The sequence below is a fragment of the Acinetobacter sp. YH01020 genome, from assembly GCF_013420275.1.
Lineage (GTDB): Bacteria > Pseudomonadota > Gammaproteobacteria > Pseudomonadales > Moraxellaceae > Acinetobacter > Acinetobacter amyesii.
On the sequence record NZ_VOYN01000009.1, the window covers coordinates 1 to 16831 of the forward strand.

Below are 16831 nucleotides of genomic sequence, written 5' to 3' on the forward strand. Positions count from 1 at the left end.
AACTTTTCGACGAATCTGTATTTTATTCCAGCTTACAGCCCTGAGTTAAATCGAATCGAGATGGTATGGAAGCAGATGAAATATTATTGGCGAGATTTTCAAGTCATGGCAGCTGACAAAATAGAGCAATGGGTTGAGAAAGTATCAAACCTATTCGGAAAAGAATACATGTTTACTTTTTAATGGAGACTTACCTTTGGTTGTGCCAATGTAGCCACAAACCACATAGGAATCGCTGGAAATCGAATCTGATGCTGCATCGCCACTTTAATCGCCGAATTTAAGGTCAGGTTTTTCCGACGATAATCAACCAATACCCCTGCCCGTGAATTAAAAATAAAAATCGGCCGATTGTTATGCATAATTTTTAATATACGCACAATGTTTTGCCCAATCAGTTTTTCCTGCTCAAAATACTGAATGATTGGTAAGGCAACAATATCTGGGTCATGCATGTATTGATAAAGTTGCTCAATCCTAGAAGTTGGAAAAATACATTGATCAAACTCCCAGAGCCGTTGAAACAACTCATGTTTTTCTTCAATCGTGAGTTTGCAAAAATCAATGATATTCTCAGTGATCGCCATACCAACACCCATTTTTTTAATGGATTAACTTTGAATTTCTTCAAAGTCCCTAGTTATAAAGTTTTCCGAAGCGGTATTTAAATGAAATAAAATTATTCATAGATCATCAATGATGATTAAAACCCCAAGTTAAAAATGAATCGCTATTTAACCTCATGCTTTTTTAAAATCAACCCTATCAATATTTCTTACTTTTGAATCGTTTTAGCCCTCTAAAAGCCCAAAAGTTGCAGCGTTTTTTGACTGTTACATCATGTAAATATAATACGTTTTAACATAGTGAATTACAGCCTCCTTGGATAGGATTTCTTATACTTTCTAGTCATACAAAAAAGACAGCTTCGAAAAGCTGTCTTTGAGTTATTTTTAAAATTTAAGCATTAAGCTTGGTAATAGATATCAACCGTTTTAATGCGGTTTTCATCCATTGCCGTAACTTTAAATTGGATGCCTTTAAAATCAACCACAGTCCCGACTTCTACATTGCCGTGGGTCTGATCTAAAATAAGACCTGAAACACTGATATAACCATCATCTTCTTCGATCAAATCCAGCATTTCCAATTCAAGTTCTAACTGATACAGATCGAGCATGCCTGAAGCTTTCCAATGTTCATCATCGATTTTAATCAAATCAAGTTGTTCATCTGCATCAGGGAATTCACCAGCAATCGCTTCAAACACATCGAGTGGTGAAATCAGACCTTGTACCGCCCCAAACTCATCCGTAACCAGCACCAAAGAGCCTTTTGAGGTACGCAAGGTATTAATCGCATCAATCACCTTCATCTTTTGGAAAATAAAGATTGGACGATGACGTTTAATCAATGCTTTTAGATCATCTTCACTGTCTAGAACATCAATAAGTTCTTTCGCGCGGACAATACTAATCACTTTATCCAAGCTACCACGACACACAGGGAATAAACTGTGCGGCACTGAAAGGACTTGCTCACGAATTTGTTCAGGTGTGTCATTTAAATCCACCCAAGAAATTTGATTACGGGGAGTCATGATCGACGCAACTGAACGCTCTGCAAGCGTCAACACCCCCCCAATCATGTAACGCTCTTCGTCTGCAAAGGTTTCTTGCGCCTGATTACCAACTTGATCGGATTCTAAGCGCCCACCCATCAGTTTTAAAATACTGTCCGCAGTACGATGACGTAATGGAATTTTCGCTTCATGTTTTTGAGCATTGCGTTGACTAAACTGGTTAAAGGCTTCGATGACAATCGCAACACCAATACCTGAGTAGATATAGCCTTTCGGAATATGGAAACCAAAACCTTCTGCTATCAAACTAATACCGATAAGCAATAAGAAGCTTAAACATAGGATCACGACGGTCGGATGTCGGTTTACAAAAGCCGTTAGCGGTTTAGATGCAAGTAACATCACTGCCATTGCCACAATCATTGCAGCCATCATGACATAAATGTTGTCGACCATACCGATCGCTGTAATGACAGAGTCTAAAGAGAAAACCGCATCTAAGACAACAATTTGCGCAACAACTGCTGTAAAGCTGGCATATGCCACTTTTGTTGTCACTTGAACTTCTGGTTTTCCTTCTAATTTCTCATGTAGCTCTGTGACCGCCTTATAGACTAAGAACAATCCACCGAACAATAATATGAGATCTCGACCAGAGAATGTCCAATCAAAAACGGTAATCAGGGGCTTTGTTAATGTGACCAACCAAGAGATTGCAAATAACAATCCTAATCGCATAAATAATGCGAGTGAAAGACCAAGTACGCGGGCTTTATCACGTTGTTCTGGAGGGAGTTTTTCTGCCAAAATGGCAATAAAGACTAGGTTATCAATCCCTAGTACAATTTCTAAAATAATTAATGTAAGTAAACCAACCCAGATTCCGGGATCTAACAAAAATTCCATTAGCTCTCTTCCTCATTCTGGATTGTAAGAATATCTTCAAGCAGACCAACGCACGGCGACGGATCCATAAATTTAACCTGTGTAACTAGAGACCATTCCATTATGCATAATCTTGCGCATTTGTAATGTATTCAAGCATATTTTTTCGCATCAACAATATGACAAAATGTTAAAAATGCTGAATGTATTACAAATCGAATGGGCGATATAAAATACACATCTAGATGTTAAAACCTACTTTTTGAGATCTCCTCTTCCACTTTTAAAAAAGCTTGAATTCACCTGACTTTTAATTAAATGTAATTAAATACGTTGTATGAGATTGTATGACAAATCTAATGAATTATTTATTTCTACCTTTTGGTAAAAAATATTAATATTCAATTCAAATTAAAAACTTATTTATTTTCACTACACTATCTCTATACCTGACCTTAGTTTTAATTTCTTTTAAGCATTTAGACAGAATATCAATATAATCTATTTAGATAATCTAAAAATGAGATATCTTCTACTTTCTATTTTTTTATTGTGAACTCTTGCTATTACCCTCTATTTTTCAATAGAATGTTAAAACATTAAATAAAATTAAAACAAATATTCAGGGGACTCCTTTATGACAAAAAAGTATTCAAAATTTTTACCATCCACCGATGACTTTAGTTTAGAAAATTTTCCTTTCTACTGGGTTACTCAGGTTCATGCTCAATACGTTTTAAACGTCGACCATGCATTGAAAAAGTATGGCGTTGATAATTCACGTCGTCGTATCCTGCTCGCACTCAAGTCTAAACCTCATGCGAGTGTTTCGGATTTATCTGAAATGGTCGTATCTAAAATGTCGACCACAACCAAGATCGTTTATCGCTTAAAAGATGAAGGCTTGGTAGATACTTATTCTTGTGAAGATGATGCACGTATTACCCGGGTTGTATTAACTGATAAAGGCACTGCAATGACGCAGAAGATTAACGATCTAACGAATGTCGTTCTAGAGCAATCTTTTGAAGGCTTAACACCGCTACAAATTGAAAAAACCATGGAAAGCTTAAAGCATATCTTTAAAAACTTAGCTCGATAAGCATTTGCATCACCGAAATATCAATCGAAAAAGTTCAGTTGGGGACTGATTTTTTCGATTTTTATTTTGGGTGCGTGCGCACATGCAAACTCATCAACAGGAAAACCTTGTACAAAACTTTGGATGTTGGGTGATTTCCAACTTAGCCATTCCTCTAATCGCGCATGCGGAATCACAATGACCGAGCGCTTTACATTGCCCGGCTCATGAAAGTGTTTCATCATTTCATGATCGATAGCATCCATCGTAATCATGGTTGCAGAACGTACAATCTCATCACCTTGCCGACAAATGTCATATAAGGCAGCTATATAAAACGCTTCTCCATCTTTGCGCTTAACACTCCAACGCTGCGGCTTATTATCGATATACATTGACTCATAAAATTCAGACACGGGTATTACGCCAAACTTACATTTTGAAATCGCATTAATAAACGTAGGCTTTTGATACAAAGTTTCATTTCGGGCATTATAGGTTTTAAGTGCAATTGATTTGTCTTCGGCCCATTTAGGCACCATGCCAAAATTCACTTTTCGCCACTCTAGCCCTTGTTCAGACTTAAAGAGTAGCGGCAAATCATAATTTGGATAGACTTCCTCAGGATATTCAAAGCTGATTTCAGGCAAGTTTTGAGACTTTAATTGCGATAAGGTAATCGGTTTGAAATTAGCACACATATTTGCCATAATCCGCAAAAAATCAATCTTTATAATAAATGAAAAATCTAGACCGAAGTCGCTTTATCGTCTTAATTCTAAGTATGTGCCTGTATCCAACCGCACATGCCGCAAAAGTCTCTGTACATACCGTTTCATTTCTACCTTTTAGTCTCGACGCGCTCTATCTCAACGAATATCCATTTAAACAAGACCTAATCAATGAGACTGAGATTCCTGCAGGCAAGTACCGCATTCAGTACAAGCATTTACGCAATCAGCAAATGATCAGTACACATCATTGGGTGACGGTCAAAAATCTTCCCAACACCCAAGAACAACAATTTTCATTGGTCATCCTGCCTGATGGTGAAATGATCAATGTCTCTGATTTTAAAATTACATCTCCAGAGATGTTTCCTGAAATCCGTTTTGCAAAACGTGCTCAAAATAGTTATCGCTTGATGCAAAATCAGCAAAGACAAAGAGATCAGTTTGGCGTGATTTTTCCTGACGTAGATGAAGCCCATACGACGGAATTGGAAGATCAATTTGGCTGGTTTACCTTGAACGAAGATGGAGGGCGTGTCAGGACTAATTGTACAGGCACGTTTAAAATCAATCCTCAAGATGCGCTCCCCTATTTCACTACTGCAAATTCAGCTCTTCAGTTTAATTATCAACAAGGAAACAAAATACATAACGCATATTTAGCGTTTAGTGATAACAATCCGCTTATTCCAATTGCAGATCGAACAATTCATGAGGCAACAGATTACAAAAATGGCTTGAAGTTTGATGTGTATATTCACAATATCCAAAAAATGAAAACCGAATCTATTTCCACTAATCATTCAATCTACAATTACAAGGTTCAGGTCAAGCTGTATATGACGGCCTTGCAGCGTAAACCTATGCTGTTGATGAATCACAAAATGTACTATCAAGATAACTGTTCAAGTCAGGATATTGGCGCTTTTCTGTATTACAAAACACGTTGGAGCCGTTTTTGGGACTATATTCTGCCGCATATTTCATGGAAATAAACTAAAAATGTCCTGCGTAACAGAACCTGCAGTGAAGTCTATTACACAAGATTAAACAGACTTCACTTTGAGTATTTTAAGCAGGGAACGTTTGCCAATGGGTGCGGGTGAATTCCTCAAATATCCACTCACCATTAAAACGACCAAGCCCTGAATTACGTTCACCACCAAAGGGTGCATTAGAATGATCCGCCACACTGATGCCATTGATATGCGTCATGCCTATATCTAGTTTGGCAGCAAACTCTCCGCCGCGCGCTAAGTTTGACGTACATACCGCACTCGATAAACCAAATCGGGTTGAATTCGCCAATTCTAGTGCATGTGCTTCATCTCGCGCTTTTAAAATCGGCAAGATTGGCCCAAAGCTTTCTTCCAATGCAATATCAGCGTGTGCATCCACATGGGTAAAAATATGCGGTGCAACCAATTGACCTTCAATGCCGCCTGCATAGGCTAAAATTGCATCTTGCTGAATAGCATTTTGAATAATGGTTTTTAATTTATCAACCTGCGCCTTGTTGATGATAGGCCCTATGAGGGTTTCAGTAGCATTTGGATCACCGACCACAATACTTTTTACCCGCTGAATCAATTTTTCAACATAAGCATCGTGCAAGGATTCATCCACAATCACTCGATTGGTACTCATGCAGATTTGTCCTTGATGCAAAAAACGCCCCATCACGGTCAGTTCAACGGCTAAATCTAAATCGGCATCATCTAAAATCACTAAAGGCGCATTACCGCCAAGTTCTAGCGCTAAACGCTTAATCCGTGAACTTCCTAGTGCTTTCACCCCGACCTGCTGACCCACTTCAGTTGAACCTGTAAATGAAATCATTTTAGGCACAGGATGCTCTACAAAATAGTCGCCAATTTCACTGCCACTGCCTGCAACGACATTTAACACGCCATGCGGCAAGCCCGCTTCTTCAAATAATTTTCCGAGCAACGTTCCACCTGTCACTGGCGTGTCACTTGCAGGCTTCAACACCACACTATTACCGCAGGCAATCGCAGTCACCACAGAACGCATCGATAAATGAAATGGAAAATTCCACGGGCTAATCACCGCAATGACACCCAAAGGTTTGCGCAATACAAAACTCTTTCGACTCGGGTCTTTACTCTCTAGCTCCACGGTTTGCATTTTTTTAGGAAAACTCAGCGATTCTTGGATAATGCCAACCGCTGCATCAACTTCAATATTGGCTTTTAAACGTGTACTACCAGATTCATCTATCAGCCATTGAATAATTTCTTCTCTGCGCTGCTGAATGGTTTGAGCTAATTTGCTGATAACTTGCTGACGTACTTCAATGGACTTAGTCATTTCTGATTTAAAGGCAGCTTCTGCCGCACTATAAGCACTGTCTACATCGACACTGCTGGCTGCCTGCAATTCAAAAATCTCTGCTTGGCTAAAGGGATTGATATTCTTGATGTGGCGCGTTGAAGTCCCTGCTCTCCACTGTCCACCAATATATTGCAAATCTAATGCGGTATAAGCTGACATCGTTTCCATCCCATTTTTATCATTCATTCCAATGTAAAGACTTCAGCATCGAAAAGCTATGAGAAAAACAGGAAGAAACTTTATCAATAATTTTTCGTACAGCGCTGCAACCTAAACAGGATGATTAATCTGCTGCATCGCTTTATAGATGCGCCAATAAATATAACAGCTAATGACGACTTCAAAACTCAGATCTTTAACTGTGGTGAGTTGCTCAAGCGCAGCCTCCTCCATGTTAACGGTCAACATGGGTAACAGCCCTTCGATGACAATGCCGATGGCAATAAAGAGGACTAAACTCTGAATCGTCACCGGCAGATACAATGCAATAAAGCGCTTTAAAAAATCTCGGCCTTGCTCGCCGCCATTGGCTTTAAATATGGCATTCACCCAGCTAATCAGCAGACCAACTTGTAAAACAAACGAAGCCCAAGCTTCTGTAGGTTTGGATTCTGGGGTTAACGTCAGTGCTAAGTAGCTAAAGAAAATCAATATTGAGCTGGCAATATAGTAGTTTTTATAATGGGTTTCAGAGACTTTATTCAGTCTTATATCATCCACCAACCGATTTACATTCCATAAATACATGGAGTTTCCTTTTCATTTTTTATGTCGACATTCTAACTTTCTCAAGCAATAAAAAAAGCCTCCGAAGAGGCTTTTTTTGATTTACAGATTAGTCACCTGTATAACCTTTTAATTTTAAACGGTAAGCATGAAGAAGCGGCTCTGTATAACCAGAAGGCTGCTCGCCACCTTTGAATACTAAGTCATAAGCAGCTTTGTATGCATAACCATCAAAGCTTGGTGCCATTGGCGTGTAAAGTGGATCGTTGGCATTTTGCTCATCCACAACTTTCGCCATGCGCTTAAATACTTCTTCAACCTGCTCAGCAGTTACGATACCGTGACGTAACCAGTTCGCAACGTGTTGAGAAGAAATACGTAAAGTTGCACGGTCTTCCATCAAACCAACATTGTTGATGTCTAGAACTTTTGAACAACCTACACCCAAATCAACCCAACGAACCACATAACCCAAGATACCTTGAAGGTTATTTTCGAGTTCTTTGGTTTTCTCTTCTTCAGACCAGTTTGTATCTGTCGCTAAAGGCGGCGTTAACAAGTCATCTAAAGATAGCGGTTGAGTATTCAACAACTCTTTTTGACGCTCAGAAACATTGCACTGATGGTAGTGAATCGCGTGAATAACAGCGCCAGATGGAGACGGAACCCATGCACAGCTTGCGCCAGCTTCTGGATGCTCAATTTTCGTTTTATACATATCAAGCAACATATCTGGTTTTGGCCACATGCCTTTACCGATTTGCGCTTTACCACGTAAGCCTGCTTGTAGACCGATCATCACGTTACGGTTTTCATACGCTGGGAACCAGATTTGAGATTTCACTTCGCCTTTACGAACGAATGGGCCTGCTTCCATGAAAGTATGAATTTCATCACCCGTACGGTCCATGAAACCTGTATTAATGAAGATCGTACGATCTTTCGCTTGCGCGATACAGTTTTTCAAGTTCACAGAAGTACGACGTTCTTCGTCCATGATACCGATTTTCAAAGTCTTCGCAGGTAAACCAAGCGCTCGCTCTGAACGTTCAAATAGTTCAACTGCAAATGCCACTTCTTCTGGACCGTGCATTTTTGGCTTCACGATGTACATAGAACCTTTACGAGAGTTCTTGTTTTCGTTTTCGCCTTTGATGTCTGCAAACGTCAATAACGGTGTAATCAATGCATCCATTATGCCTTCGTATATTTCAGCACCATCTACAAGGATCGCAGGGTTTGTCATCAAATGACCTACGTTACGAAGCAACATCAATGAACGACCGTGAAGTGTAGTTTCACCACCGATCAAGTTTTTGTGCGTACGGTCTTTATTTAATGTACGAGTAACAGTTTTACCATTTTTCTCGATAGACTCAGAAAGTGTACCTTTCATTAAGCCTAACCAGTTACGGTAGCCTTCAACTTTCTCTTCAGCATCAACTGCAGCAATTGAGTCTTCCAAGTCTTGAATGGTCGTTACCGCAGCTTCAAGTACTAAATCTTTAACGCCAGCAGCATCTGTTGAACCAATTGGGCTCGTCGCATCAACTTCAATGATTACATGTAAGCCATTGTTTAAAAGTACGATTTCAGTTGGTGCAGCTTCGTCACCATTAAAACCAACAAACTGAGCTTCTTTCGCTAAAGTTGCAGTTGAACCGTCTTTTAGGCTTACAACTAACTTTTTGCCTTCTACCGCATATTTAGTTGCATCTGCATGCGAACCATTAGCTAGCGGGAAAGTTTCATTTAAGAAGTTTTTAGCAAATTCGATAACTTTTGCGCCACGAGCTGGGTTATAGCCCTTACCTTTTTCCGCGCCGCCTTCTTCAGAGATCACGTCAAAACCGTAAAGAGCATCGTAGAGTGAACCCCAACGTGCGTTCGCAGCGTTTAAGCAGTAACGTGCATTACGCACAGGTACTACCAATTGCGCACCAGCCAATAATGCGATTTCTTCGTCTACATTTTCTGTGCTGATTTGGAAATCTTCTACTTCTGGTAATAAGTAGCCAATTTCAGTAAGGAAAGCTTTGTAAGCTTCGAGTTCAAATTTGTTGTTGCGGTGCCATTCATCAATTTTAGCTTGAATGTCGTCACGCTTAGCCAATAGTGCTTTGTTCTTTGGGCTAAGATCGACAACGACTTGTTCAAAGTTTTTCCAGTAAGTTTCACTGTCTAAACCTGAACCCGGTAGTGCTTCATTTTCGATGAAATCGTAAAGTTCTTTAGCAATCGCTAACTTGCCTTTTTGAATACGTGCAGTCATTGTCTTTCCTGATATTGCTATTTTTTATAACAAGAGATTCTAGTATACCCATTTATACTTTGCTGAATAGTACTATCACATTCCTAAATAATGATCATTTTCTATGTAATGAAATACCCTCATCATTCAACATAATAAGATCAGAAATACGACGTCATCATCAGCCTGAATACCTTTTTACAGTGTATAAAGTTTTTGAAATGTCGAAATTAGACTTAAGTGCAGAATTTTGTTCTAAAACTGAACAAACAGACCCAAGCGTCAAACAAACTCACTCGATTAAGCCATGAATTGCTGCCGTTGTCGATGCTACAACTTCAACCAATCAGTTTAAATTTAACGCTTTTATCGGTGAATTATTAAACAACCCTTCTTCTTATTAAATGATGCTTTTATCTTCCGACCTCGCTTTTAAAGTCGATTGTTCGATCTATACTTTTTCTTATCTATGCATGTAATCTAAAACTAAAAATCAAAAAAAGAACGCCATCAAGACGTTCTTTTTTCATTCCAACAGAAACGCTTAATTTTCTGCTGTAGATTCTGGTGCATTGATTTGACGGTGAGAGGTATGTAGATAATCATCAGATTGCATTTCCAATAAGCGCGAACGTGTACGCTCAATTTCAAATGCCAATTTTTCACCTTGATATAATTCAATAATCGTATCTTCTGAAGTAAGCAACAACTTCACACCACGGTCATAAAACTCATCAACTAGATAGATAAAACGACGAGTCCCTTCAGACAAATAATCCGTCATGTGCGGCACATTACTCACCAAGACCGTATTATAAATATTGGCAATTTCAATAAAGTCCGCTGGGCTACGTGGTTTTAGGCAAAGTTCAGAATATTCACACCACAGTACATCTTCCGTATGACCAATGGTTTCCACAATACGCTGATTAATAATAATTGGCTCTTGTGAAACTGTTTGGGTTTGCGTTAATGCTGTAAAACGCTGTGCCATCCACAACTTATGTTCATGTGTTAAAGGTGACTTAAACAACTGCGCTTGTTTCAATACACGTAAACGATAGTCTACGCCTGAGTCTACATTTAAAATCACACAGTTCTTTTTTACCATTTCGATGGTTGGGATAAAACGGTCACGGTGGATCCCGTTTTTATACAAACCATCTGGTGCGATGTTAGATGTTGCAACAAGGGTGATCCCACGCGTAAATAATTTTTGGAATAGATCACTCAAAATCATCGCATCTGTGACATTGGATACAAAGAATTCATCAAAGCAGATCACGACTGCTTCTTTATAAATTTGGTCGGCAACAAGGTCGAGTGGATTACGCTGACCTGAAAGCTTATTTAATTCACGGTGTACGTACTGCATAAAGTGATGGAAATGCATACGTGTTTTGCGTCGAAATGGCACAGAATCATAAAACTGATCCATCAGCCACGTTTTACCACGTCCTACACCGCCCCACATATACACCCCTTTCGGTGCAGTTTGACGACGGAAACGACGAAACGCTTTTTTAGAAGCCTTAAAACGTTGGATTAATTCTTGCCAAACTCGATCCAACTCATGCACCGCTTGCGCCTGTTCCTGATCTGGTAAAAACTGACCAGATGCTAAGGCTTGAGCATAACGCTCAGCCGGTGAAATCGGAGTAAATGCGGTGTTGTGTGGTGACTGAAAATCTGACATATCATTAAATACTTTTTGGGGCTAAATGAATTATAACGAAGAATAAACTCGAAGATATAACACTTTGGCAGTAAAGCGCATTGGCTATTTATTATATTGTCTCGGACTATGCCCAAACCAACGTTTAAACGCATGATTAAACGCCGCAGGTTCTGAATAGCCGAGCAATTCTGCAATCATTTCAATTGAATATTCATTATATTCAATCATACGGAGTGCTTTATCTTTAATAATATCTTCACGAATTTGCTTATAACTGGTATTTAACTGTTGCAGTTGATGACGCAAAGTTCTTTCAGGCAAGTTCAACGCTTGAGCAGTTGCTGCCATACTTGGCATCGCACCACTTTGTAATTCCAAGTAATCTTGCACACGTTGAACCAATGATGGCGCATCTTCATCGGCGCTTAAACGTTCTAACTCCGCAATACATTTCGACTCATATAATCGAAAAGTAATAATATCTGCGGAAGGGATCCGAATATCTAAAACATCTTCATCAAACCAAAATGCCGCAAATGGCGCACCAAATCGAACTTGTGAGCCATAATAATCAGTAAACATTTTTAATTTTTCAGGATCTTTGGGTTCAGCAAACGGCAAATCAATTTGAACTTGCGGTGTAGATAGACCCATCATTTTGTACAGATCACGGATAAATTTATACGTTCCAGAAATTTCCGACTGCGCCAATAATGCACCCAGTGGTGCATACACATCTTGGGGTTGATAACATAAGGCCACTTTATGCTGACTGATTTGCAAACTCAAACGCCCAGTTAGATGCGTCAACTGTTGAAAGCGAATTCCCTGATTTAAAGCTTGGCGTAAAGTATCACTGGTGACCAATAACATCAGCAACGGGCCATAACCCGCCAATGTATAATGCTGACCAATAAATAACCCTTGCTCAGGTTCTACATCTTTACCAATGACTTTCAGTACATCCCACTCCAAACTCGGATGAATCACTGAAGTTGGATCGAGTGCATCGACACGCAGCCCAATAGTTTGCAAACGTTGATCGACATCTACGCCTGCTTTACGCATTCCTTGTACTAAATACATCAGGCTTAGAATAGATCGTTTCATAAATCGTAAAATGACATTAAATTTCTTCTTTTTTACTACAAATTTGCAATTATGAACATTGCCGTTTCGATCAATTTTTCTGTCACCTCAATCATATTGTTCTGGTTATGAACTCAAGTATGCTTAGCCTGTAATCTCGCTTGGAATTAAAAAAATGATGCAGGAAGCGCAAACAAAAACAGTGCAAACCCCAAAAGCCAATTCTGAAATACATACACAAATCGCCATCATCGGCGGTGGTTTTGGTGGTATTGCTATGGCGATACGACTTTTACAACAAGGCAATCAAGATTTTCTGATCCTCGAAAAAGCCAATGATTTTGGTGGAACCTGGCGTGAAAACCGCTACCCTGGCGCTGCCTGCGATGTGCAATCACATATGTATTCACTTTCTTTTGCACCCAAAACAGATTGGTCAAAGCGTTACGCCGAAGCGCCGGAAATATTTGACTATATCCAACATGTCACCCGTGAATATAATTTAAAACAATTCTGTCGCTTTAACAGTGAAGTGCTTTCAAGCCAATACAATGAATCAACCTGCGACTGGCATTTAGAACTCAAAGATGGCGTTAAAATTACCGCTCAATATGTGATTTTTGCATCTGGCCCGTTACATGTCCCACAAATTCCACATATTCTAGGCATTGAAAAATTTAAGGGTAAAGTGTTCCATTCTTCTCAATGGGATCATCAATATCCATTAGCAGGCAAAAAAGTCGCATCGATTGGTACAGGCGGCAGTGCCATCCAATACATTCCAGAAATTGCACCACAAACACAGCAACTTTATGTTTTTCAGCGTACAGCGGCTTGGGTCATTCCACGAGATGAACGTAGTTATCATGGTTTAGAAAAATCATTATTTAAAAAATATGATTGGTTTCGAAAAATTCACCGTGCTCGACTGTATTGGACCAACGAATCACGTGTCGTGCCAATTGTTAAGCCGACCACCATGAAGTATGCGCAAAAACTGGCTGAACTGTATATTAAATACCAAGTCAAAGATGCTGAACTCGCCAAGAAACTAACCCCAAACTACATCATGGGTTGTAAACGCATTTTAATTTCTAATAAATACTTTCCAACCTTTAATAGACCTAATGTGGAATTGGTCAGTGATGCAATACAAGAAATCACTGAAAATGCCATTATTACCAAAGATGGAAAATCCCGTGAAATTGACTGCTTAGTCTATGGGACTGGCTTTATTACTGACCCACGTATTTATCTCAAATCCTTTGAATGTATTGGTGAAAATGCTCAAGAACTCAAACAAGTTTGGCAAGCTGGCGCAGAAAGTTTTTATGGCATTTGCACCAAAGGCTTTCCAAATCTGTTCCAATTATTAGGCCCCAATACCGTACTTGCGCATAATTCAGTGGTATTTATGATTGAGGCACAAGTCGATTACATCTTACAAATGATGCAATTGGTTTCAAAATCTAATGTTCAAGCCATCGCTGTCAAAGATCAGGTGCAAGATCAATTTAACACTCATGTACAAGACATGCTTGATGGCACGGTATGGCAATCAGGCTGCGTGAGCTGGTATCAACAAAATGGCGGTAAAAATTTTGCACTGTGGCCAACTTATACATGGAAATATTGGCTCGCTACTCGAAAAATAAATCCAGCTGATTTTCGACTCCTAAGTAAAACAAAATCTAGTCATGCAGCTTAAGCAATAACAGGTCATAATAGGCAGGTATTCATTATCTGCCTATTTTTTATGCAATCTTTCTGGCTGATTTTCCAGCTCTTGGCCTGTTTAGGGCTTGGTTTTATTCTTGCACGTCGCCTACCCACTTGGCTTGAAAAAATCGCCTTTAAACTCCTGCCGTACTTTACTTATATTTTGTTATTTGCGATTGCGATCGAATTTTCTGAAACATTACACACTATTCCAGCACCTCTGCAAATCCTCTCTTCATCAGTACTTATTGCACTATTGACCTCAATGGGTGCTTTTATTTGCTGCTATATTTTGTTTAAGCTTTTAGGCTACAAACCTAGTCATGGCAAAGTGTCCATGCAGTTAGTGACAAGCTCACTCATCAATATTAGCTATGCTTTTATTGCATTGGGTTTAGGTTATGTATTTGCTGAAATGGCAGCACATTTTAGTCTTCAGCCACATATGAGTACATGGGATCTACTTTTAGTCTTCATGTTTCTGATTGGGCTTGATTTCGCCTACTCACCGCTCGATCGTTCTTGGTTAAATTGGAAAATTCTACTTGTTCCACTCGGTTGTATCGTCGGTTCACTTTTGGGCGCTTTTGCTGCTGCCTATCTATTGCCACAAATCAGTTTGAAAGATTTGATCATGCTGTCACAAGGCTACGGTTTCTATTCGATGACAGGCATCGTCGTGACAGAATTAAAAAATGCACATCTCGGCAGTATCGCGCTGATGAATGATTTATTCAGAGAAATTTTTGCGATTGTGTTTATGTATATTATTGGCTGGCGTTACCCACGCTCTGCAATTTCATCTGCGGGTGCAACAGCCATGGATGTCACCCTACCTATGGTCAAACAAGCCTGTGGCAATGATTTTATTCCACATGCCATGGTCAGCGGCTTTATCCTTTCTATACTTGCACCTATATTGGTGAGTATATTGGCGGTGCTTTAACGATTTTAATCTCCCTAAATCCCTCTTTAAAAAAGAGGGACTTTCTCCTCCCTTTTTCAAAGGGAGGTCGGGTGGGATTCTTACAAAGTCGCCAAAATATCTTTTAAAGTCTGACGCATATTCTCCGATTTAGTAATTGGACGGCCAATCACCAAATGTGTAGAACCATCAAGCATGGCTTGTTTAGGTGTCACAATTCGTTTTTGATCATCAGCAGCAGAACCTGCTGGACGGATACCCGGTGTCACTAAAGCAAACTCAGCACCCAAAGTCTCACGCAGCATTTTTGCTTCTTGTGCCGAACACACTACACCATCTAAACCACTTTCTTTCGTTAAAATCGCAAGACGTTTCACATGTTCAAAGGGTTCAACATCTAAACCTAAATCCGCAAGATCTTCACGGCCCATCGAGGTTAATACCGTTACTGCAATCAGCTGAGTGTTATAGTTACCCGTCTTTAAACGCTCAACACAGGTTTCCATCATTTTACGACCACCTGAAGCATGAACATTCACCATCCACACACCCATATCCGCAGCTGCACAAACTGCTTGCGCTGTAGTGTTTGGAATATCGTGGAATTTTAGATCTAGAAATACTTCAAAACCTTTATCATGCAATGCCTTAACGACACTTGGACCCTCATGGGTAAATAACTCTTTACCAACCTTAACTCGACATAATGCAGGATCTAACTGCTCTGCAATTGTAAGTGCGTCATATTGGCTTTTAGCATCTAGTGCAACGATGATACTCAAGAGACTTACCCTTCATTTTGACAAAATTAGTGCATTATAGATGGATTCAACTTGATCAGAAAGTCATAAAACTCATGTTATTTGAAATGATTAATTTGAATTGAGCTATCTCATTATTTTATTTGAGATAAGCGTTTTATTTTTTCAGCCCATAAAAAAACACTCCGATGATCTCACCAGAGTGTTAAATATAAAAAATTAAATCTACTCATAAAAGTAGTGAATTTACTTCAAAAACCCAATTATAACGGGTTAGAAGGACGCTCATTCGCATCAATATCTAAAACTGTCTTTTCATGACGCGTATGTGCAACCGCTTCAGCAGCAGCCAGTTGAGCAGTTTGAATTTGCTCTTTACGTAGGCGCTCAATATCTTTACGTAGACGTTTAATTTCCCAGTTATTTTGAAATACTCGGAATACTTGCACTGCCAATAAAAGACCTAAAACCAAACCTAAAGACAAGGTTAATAGCAATAAAAGCCCTAAACGCATTGCAGGCACTTGTGTAAATAACAAATCGACTGAAAGTTCAGTTCCGTTTTGCAGAACCAAAGCCAATGAGTATCCAAATAGAACCAGTAAAATTACGACCAATACGTAACGCATAAACACCCCTAACAATGTTTTGAATTAGTTTGCAGATTCGTTTACCGCATCACGTAAAGCTTTACCAGGTTTAAAGTGCGGTACAGCTTTTGCTGCAACTTCTACTGATTTACCTGTTTTTGGGTTACGACCCACACGTGGTTCACGGTGATGTAATGCAAAACTACCAAAACCACGGATTTCAATTCGGTTGTCTGTAGATAACGCTTCGATCATTTGATCGATCATTATCTTAACGGCCTCTTCCACTAAGGGTTCAGCTAAGTGTGGGTTTTTAAGAGAAATACGCTCTATTAAGTCAGACTTATTAAGTGCTTCAGTAGTCATCTGCGACCTCTTTAATTATCAAGCTACCTAGGATCAGTTTCCTGATAATAACCTGTTTAAATACAAAACGGTAGCGTAATAATCACTTACTA

General features: G+C 39.4%; 17 protein-coding genes. 6 read left to right on the forward strand and 11 right to left on the reverse strand.

From position 1 onward, the window contains the following. Positions 1-183 (forward strand): transposase (locus FTT85_RS05355; protein WP_180183056.1); only part of this gene is annotated, 183 nt, incomplete at its 5' end. On the opposite strand, the gene FTT85_RS05360 is transcribed toward FTT85_RS05355, so the two are convergent. Further along, positions 180-587 (reverse strand): hypothetical protein, encoded by a 408-nt coding sequence (locus FTT85_RS05360; RefSeq protein ID WP_180183057.1) that lies wholly within the window; start codon positions 585-587, stop codon positions 180-182. The two genes, FTT85_RS05355 and FTT85_RS05360, sit on opposite strands and share 4 nt — an antisense overlap. A 380-nt stretch (positions 588-967) precedes the next feature. Continuing rightward, positions 968-2488: a transporter associated domain-containing protein gene (locus tag FTT85_RS05365; RefSeq protein WP_180110638.1), complete on the reverse strand. Its 1521-nt coding sequence runs from the start codon at positions 2486-2488 to the stop codon at positions 968-970. Positions 2489-3104: 616 nt separating this feature from the next. Between FTT85_RS05365 and FTT85_RS05370 the strand changes: the two genes are divergently transcribed. Continuing rightward, positions 3105-3569 carry a MarR family winged helix-turn-helix transcriptional regulator gene (locus tag FTT85_RS05370; protein ID WP_180003047.1) on the forward strand — a complete coding sequence of 155 codons (465 nt, stop codon included), beginning with the start codon at positions 3105-3107 and terminating at the stop codon, positions 3567-3569. 20 nt (positions 3570-3589) lie between these two features. Here the strand turns inward: FTT85_RS05370 and FTT85_RS05375 are convergent, their stop codons facing one another. Continuing rightward, complete coding sequence (locus FTT85_RS05375) at positions 3590-4249, reverse strand: SOS response-associated peptidase family protein (RefSeq protein WP_180183058.1); 660 nt, start codon at positions 4247-4249, stop codon at positions 3590-3592. Positions 4250-4287: 38 nt separating this feature from the next. Here FTT85_RS05375 and FTT85_RS05380 point away from each other — a divergent pair, with 38 nt between their 5' ends. Beyond that, a complete protein-coding gene (locus tag FTT85_RS05380; protein ID WP_180183059.1) occupies positions 4288-5274 on the forward strand; it encodes a hypothetical protein in 987 nt (328 codons plus the stop codon). A gap of 76 nt (positions 5275-5350) precedes the next feature. Here FTT85_RS05380 and FTT85_RS05385 read toward each other — a convergent pair whose 3' ends face one another. The 3 genes from FTT85_RS05385 to FTT85_RS05395 all read right to left on the reverse strand — a co-directional run bounded on the left by FTT85_RS05385 (position 5351) and on the right by FTT85_RS05395 (position 9632). Continuing rightward, complete coding sequence (locus FTT85_RS05385; RefSeq protein WP_180183060.1) at positions 5351-6793, reverse strand: aldehyde dehydrogenase family protein; 1443 nt, start codon at positions 6791-6793, stop codon at positions 5351-5353. 111 nt (positions 6794-6904) lie between these two features. Then, a complete protein-coding gene (locus tag FTT85_RS05390; protein ID WP_180183061.1) occupies positions 6905-7381 on the reverse strand; it encodes a hypothetical protein in 477 nt (158 codons plus the stop codon). 88 nt (positions 7382-7469) lie between these two features. Next, complete coding sequence (locus tag FTT85_RS05395) at positions 7470-9632, reverse strand: malate synthase G (protein WP_180183062.1); 2163 nt, start codon at positions 9630-9632, stop codon at positions 7470-7472. A 219-nt stretch (positions 9633-9851) separates the two neighbouring features. Between FTT85_RS05395 and FTT85_RS18540 the strand changes: the two genes are divergently transcribed. Beyond that, a complete protein-coding gene (locus FTT85_RS18540; RefSeq protein ID WP_218955435.1) occupies positions 9852-9995 on the forward strand; it encodes a hypothetical protein in 144 nt (47 codons plus the stop codon). A gap of 160 nt (positions 9996-10155) precedes the next feature. On the opposite strand, the gene zapE is transcribed toward FTT85_RS18540, so the two are convergent. Continuing rightward, on the reverse strand, positions 10156-11307 hold the full coding sequence (gene zapE, locus FTT85_RS05400) for a cell division protein ZapE (protein ID WP_111885050.1): 1152 nt from the start codon (positions 11305-11307) through the stop codon (positions 10156-10158). 84 nt (positions 11308-11391) lie between these two features. Next, the gene (locus FTT85_RS05405) at positions 11392-12399 is read right to left on the reverse strand and encodes an AraC family transcriptional regulator (RefSeq protein WP_111885051.1); all 1008 of its coding nucleotides are present in this window, start codon (positions 12397-12399) and stop codon (positions 11392-11394) included. A gap of 157 nt (positions 12400-12556) precedes the next feature. On the opposite strand from FTT85_RS05405, the gene FTT85_RS05410 reads away from it, so the two are divergent. Together FTT85_RS05410 and FTT85_RS05415 are read left to right on the forward strand one after the other, a co-directional pair. Continuing rightward, a complete protein-coding gene (locus tag FTT85_RS05410) occupies positions 12557-14086 on the forward strand; it encodes an NAD(P)/FAD-dependent oxidoreductase (protein WP_180183097.1) in 1530 nt (509 codons plus the stop codon). A gap of 48 nt (positions 14087-14134) precedes the next feature. Beyond that, positions 14135-15043 carry a lysine exporter LysO family protein gene (locus FTT85_RS05415; RefSeq protein WP_180183063.1) on the forward strand — a complete coding sequence of 303 codons (909 nt, stop codon included), beginning with the start codon at positions 14135-14137 and terminating at the stop codon, positions 15041-15043. A gap of 80 nt (positions 15044-15123) precedes the next feature. Here FTT85_RS05415 and pyrF read toward each other — a convergent pair whose 3' ends face one another. The 3 genes from pyrF to FTT85_RS05430 all read right to left on the reverse strand — a co-directional run bounded on the left by pyrF (position 15124) and on the right by FTT85_RS05430 (position 16739). Beyond that, positions 15124-15804, reverse strand: a complete 681-nt coding sequence (gene pyrF, locus FTT85_RS05420) for an orotidine-5'-phosphate decarboxylase (RefSeq protein WP_180183064.1) — start codon at positions 15802-15804, stop codon at positions 15124-15126. Positions 15805-16046: 242 nt separating this feature from the next. Further along, positions 16047-16412, reverse strand: a complete 366-nt coding sequence (locus FTT85_RS05425; protein WP_180183065.1) for a lipopolysaccharide assembly protein LapA domain-containing protein — start codon at positions 16410-16412, stop codon at positions 16047-16049. A 24-nt stretch (positions 16413-16436) separates the two neighbouring features. Next, a complete protein-coding gene (locus FTT85_RS05430) occupies positions 16437-16739 on the reverse strand; it encodes an integration host factor subunit beta (RefSeq protein WP_067767464.1) in 303 nt (100 codons plus the stop codon). Between the last annotated feature and the right edge of the window lie 92 nt (positions 16740-16831).

Bases quoted from the DNA above. Each gene is read 5' to 3' on its own strand.
- FTT85_RS05360 (WP_180183057.1), bottom strand. From the start codon at position 587: ATGGCGATCACTGAGAATATCATTGATTTTTGCAAACTCACGATTGAA.
- FTT85_RS05365 (WP_180110638.1), bottom strand. From the start codon at position 2,488: ATGGAATTTTTGTTAGATCCCGGAATCTGGGTTGGTTTACTTACATTA.
- FTT85_RS05370 (WP_180003047.1), top strand. From the start codon at position 3,105: ATGACAAAAAAGTATTCAAAATTTTTACCATCCACCGATGACTTTAGT.
- FTT85_RS05375 (WP_180183058.1), bottom strand. From the start codon at position 4,249: ATGTGTGCTAATTTCAAACCGATTACCTTATCGCAATTAAAGTCTCAA.
- FTT85_RS05380 (WP_180183059.1), top strand. From the start codon at position 4,288: ATGAAAAATCTAGACCGAAGTCGCTTTATCGTCTTAATTCTAAGTATG.
- FTT85_RS05385 (WP_180183060.1), bottom strand. From the start codon at position 6,793: ATGTCAGCTTATACCGCATTAGATTTGCAATATATTGGTGGACAGTGG.
- FTT85_RS05390 (WP_180183061.1), bottom strand. From the start codon at position 7,381: ATGTATTTATGGAATGTAAATCGGTTGGTGGATGATATAAGACTGAAT.
- FTT85_RS05395 (WP_180183062.1), bottom strand. From the start codon at position 9,632: ATGACTGCACGTATTCAAAAAGGCAAGTTAGCGATTGCTAAAGAACTT.
- zapE (WP_111885050.1), bottom strand. From the start codon at position 11,307: ATGTCAGATTTTCAGTCACCACACAACACCGCATTTACTCCGATTTCA.
- FTT85_RS05405 (WP_111885051.1), bottom strand. From the start codon at position 12,399: ATGAAACGATCTATTCTAAGCCTGATGTATTTAGTACAAGGAATGCGT.
- FTT85_RS05410 (WP_180183097.1), top strand. From the start codon at position 12,557: ATGCAGGAAGCGCAAACAAAAACAGTGCAAACCCCAAAAGCCAATTCT.
- FTT85_RS05415 (WP_180183063.1), top strand. From the start codon at position 14,135: ATGCAATCTTTCTGGCTGATTTTCCAGCTCTTGGCCTGTTTAGGGCTT.
- FTT85_RS05425 (WP_180183065.1), bottom strand. From the start codon at position 16,412: ATGCGTTACGTATTGGTCGTAATTTTACTGGTTCTATTTGGATACTCA.
- FTT85_RS05430 (WP_067767464.1), bottom strand. From the start codon at position 16,739: ATGACTACTGAAGCACTTAATAAGTCTGACTTAATAGAGCGTATTTCT.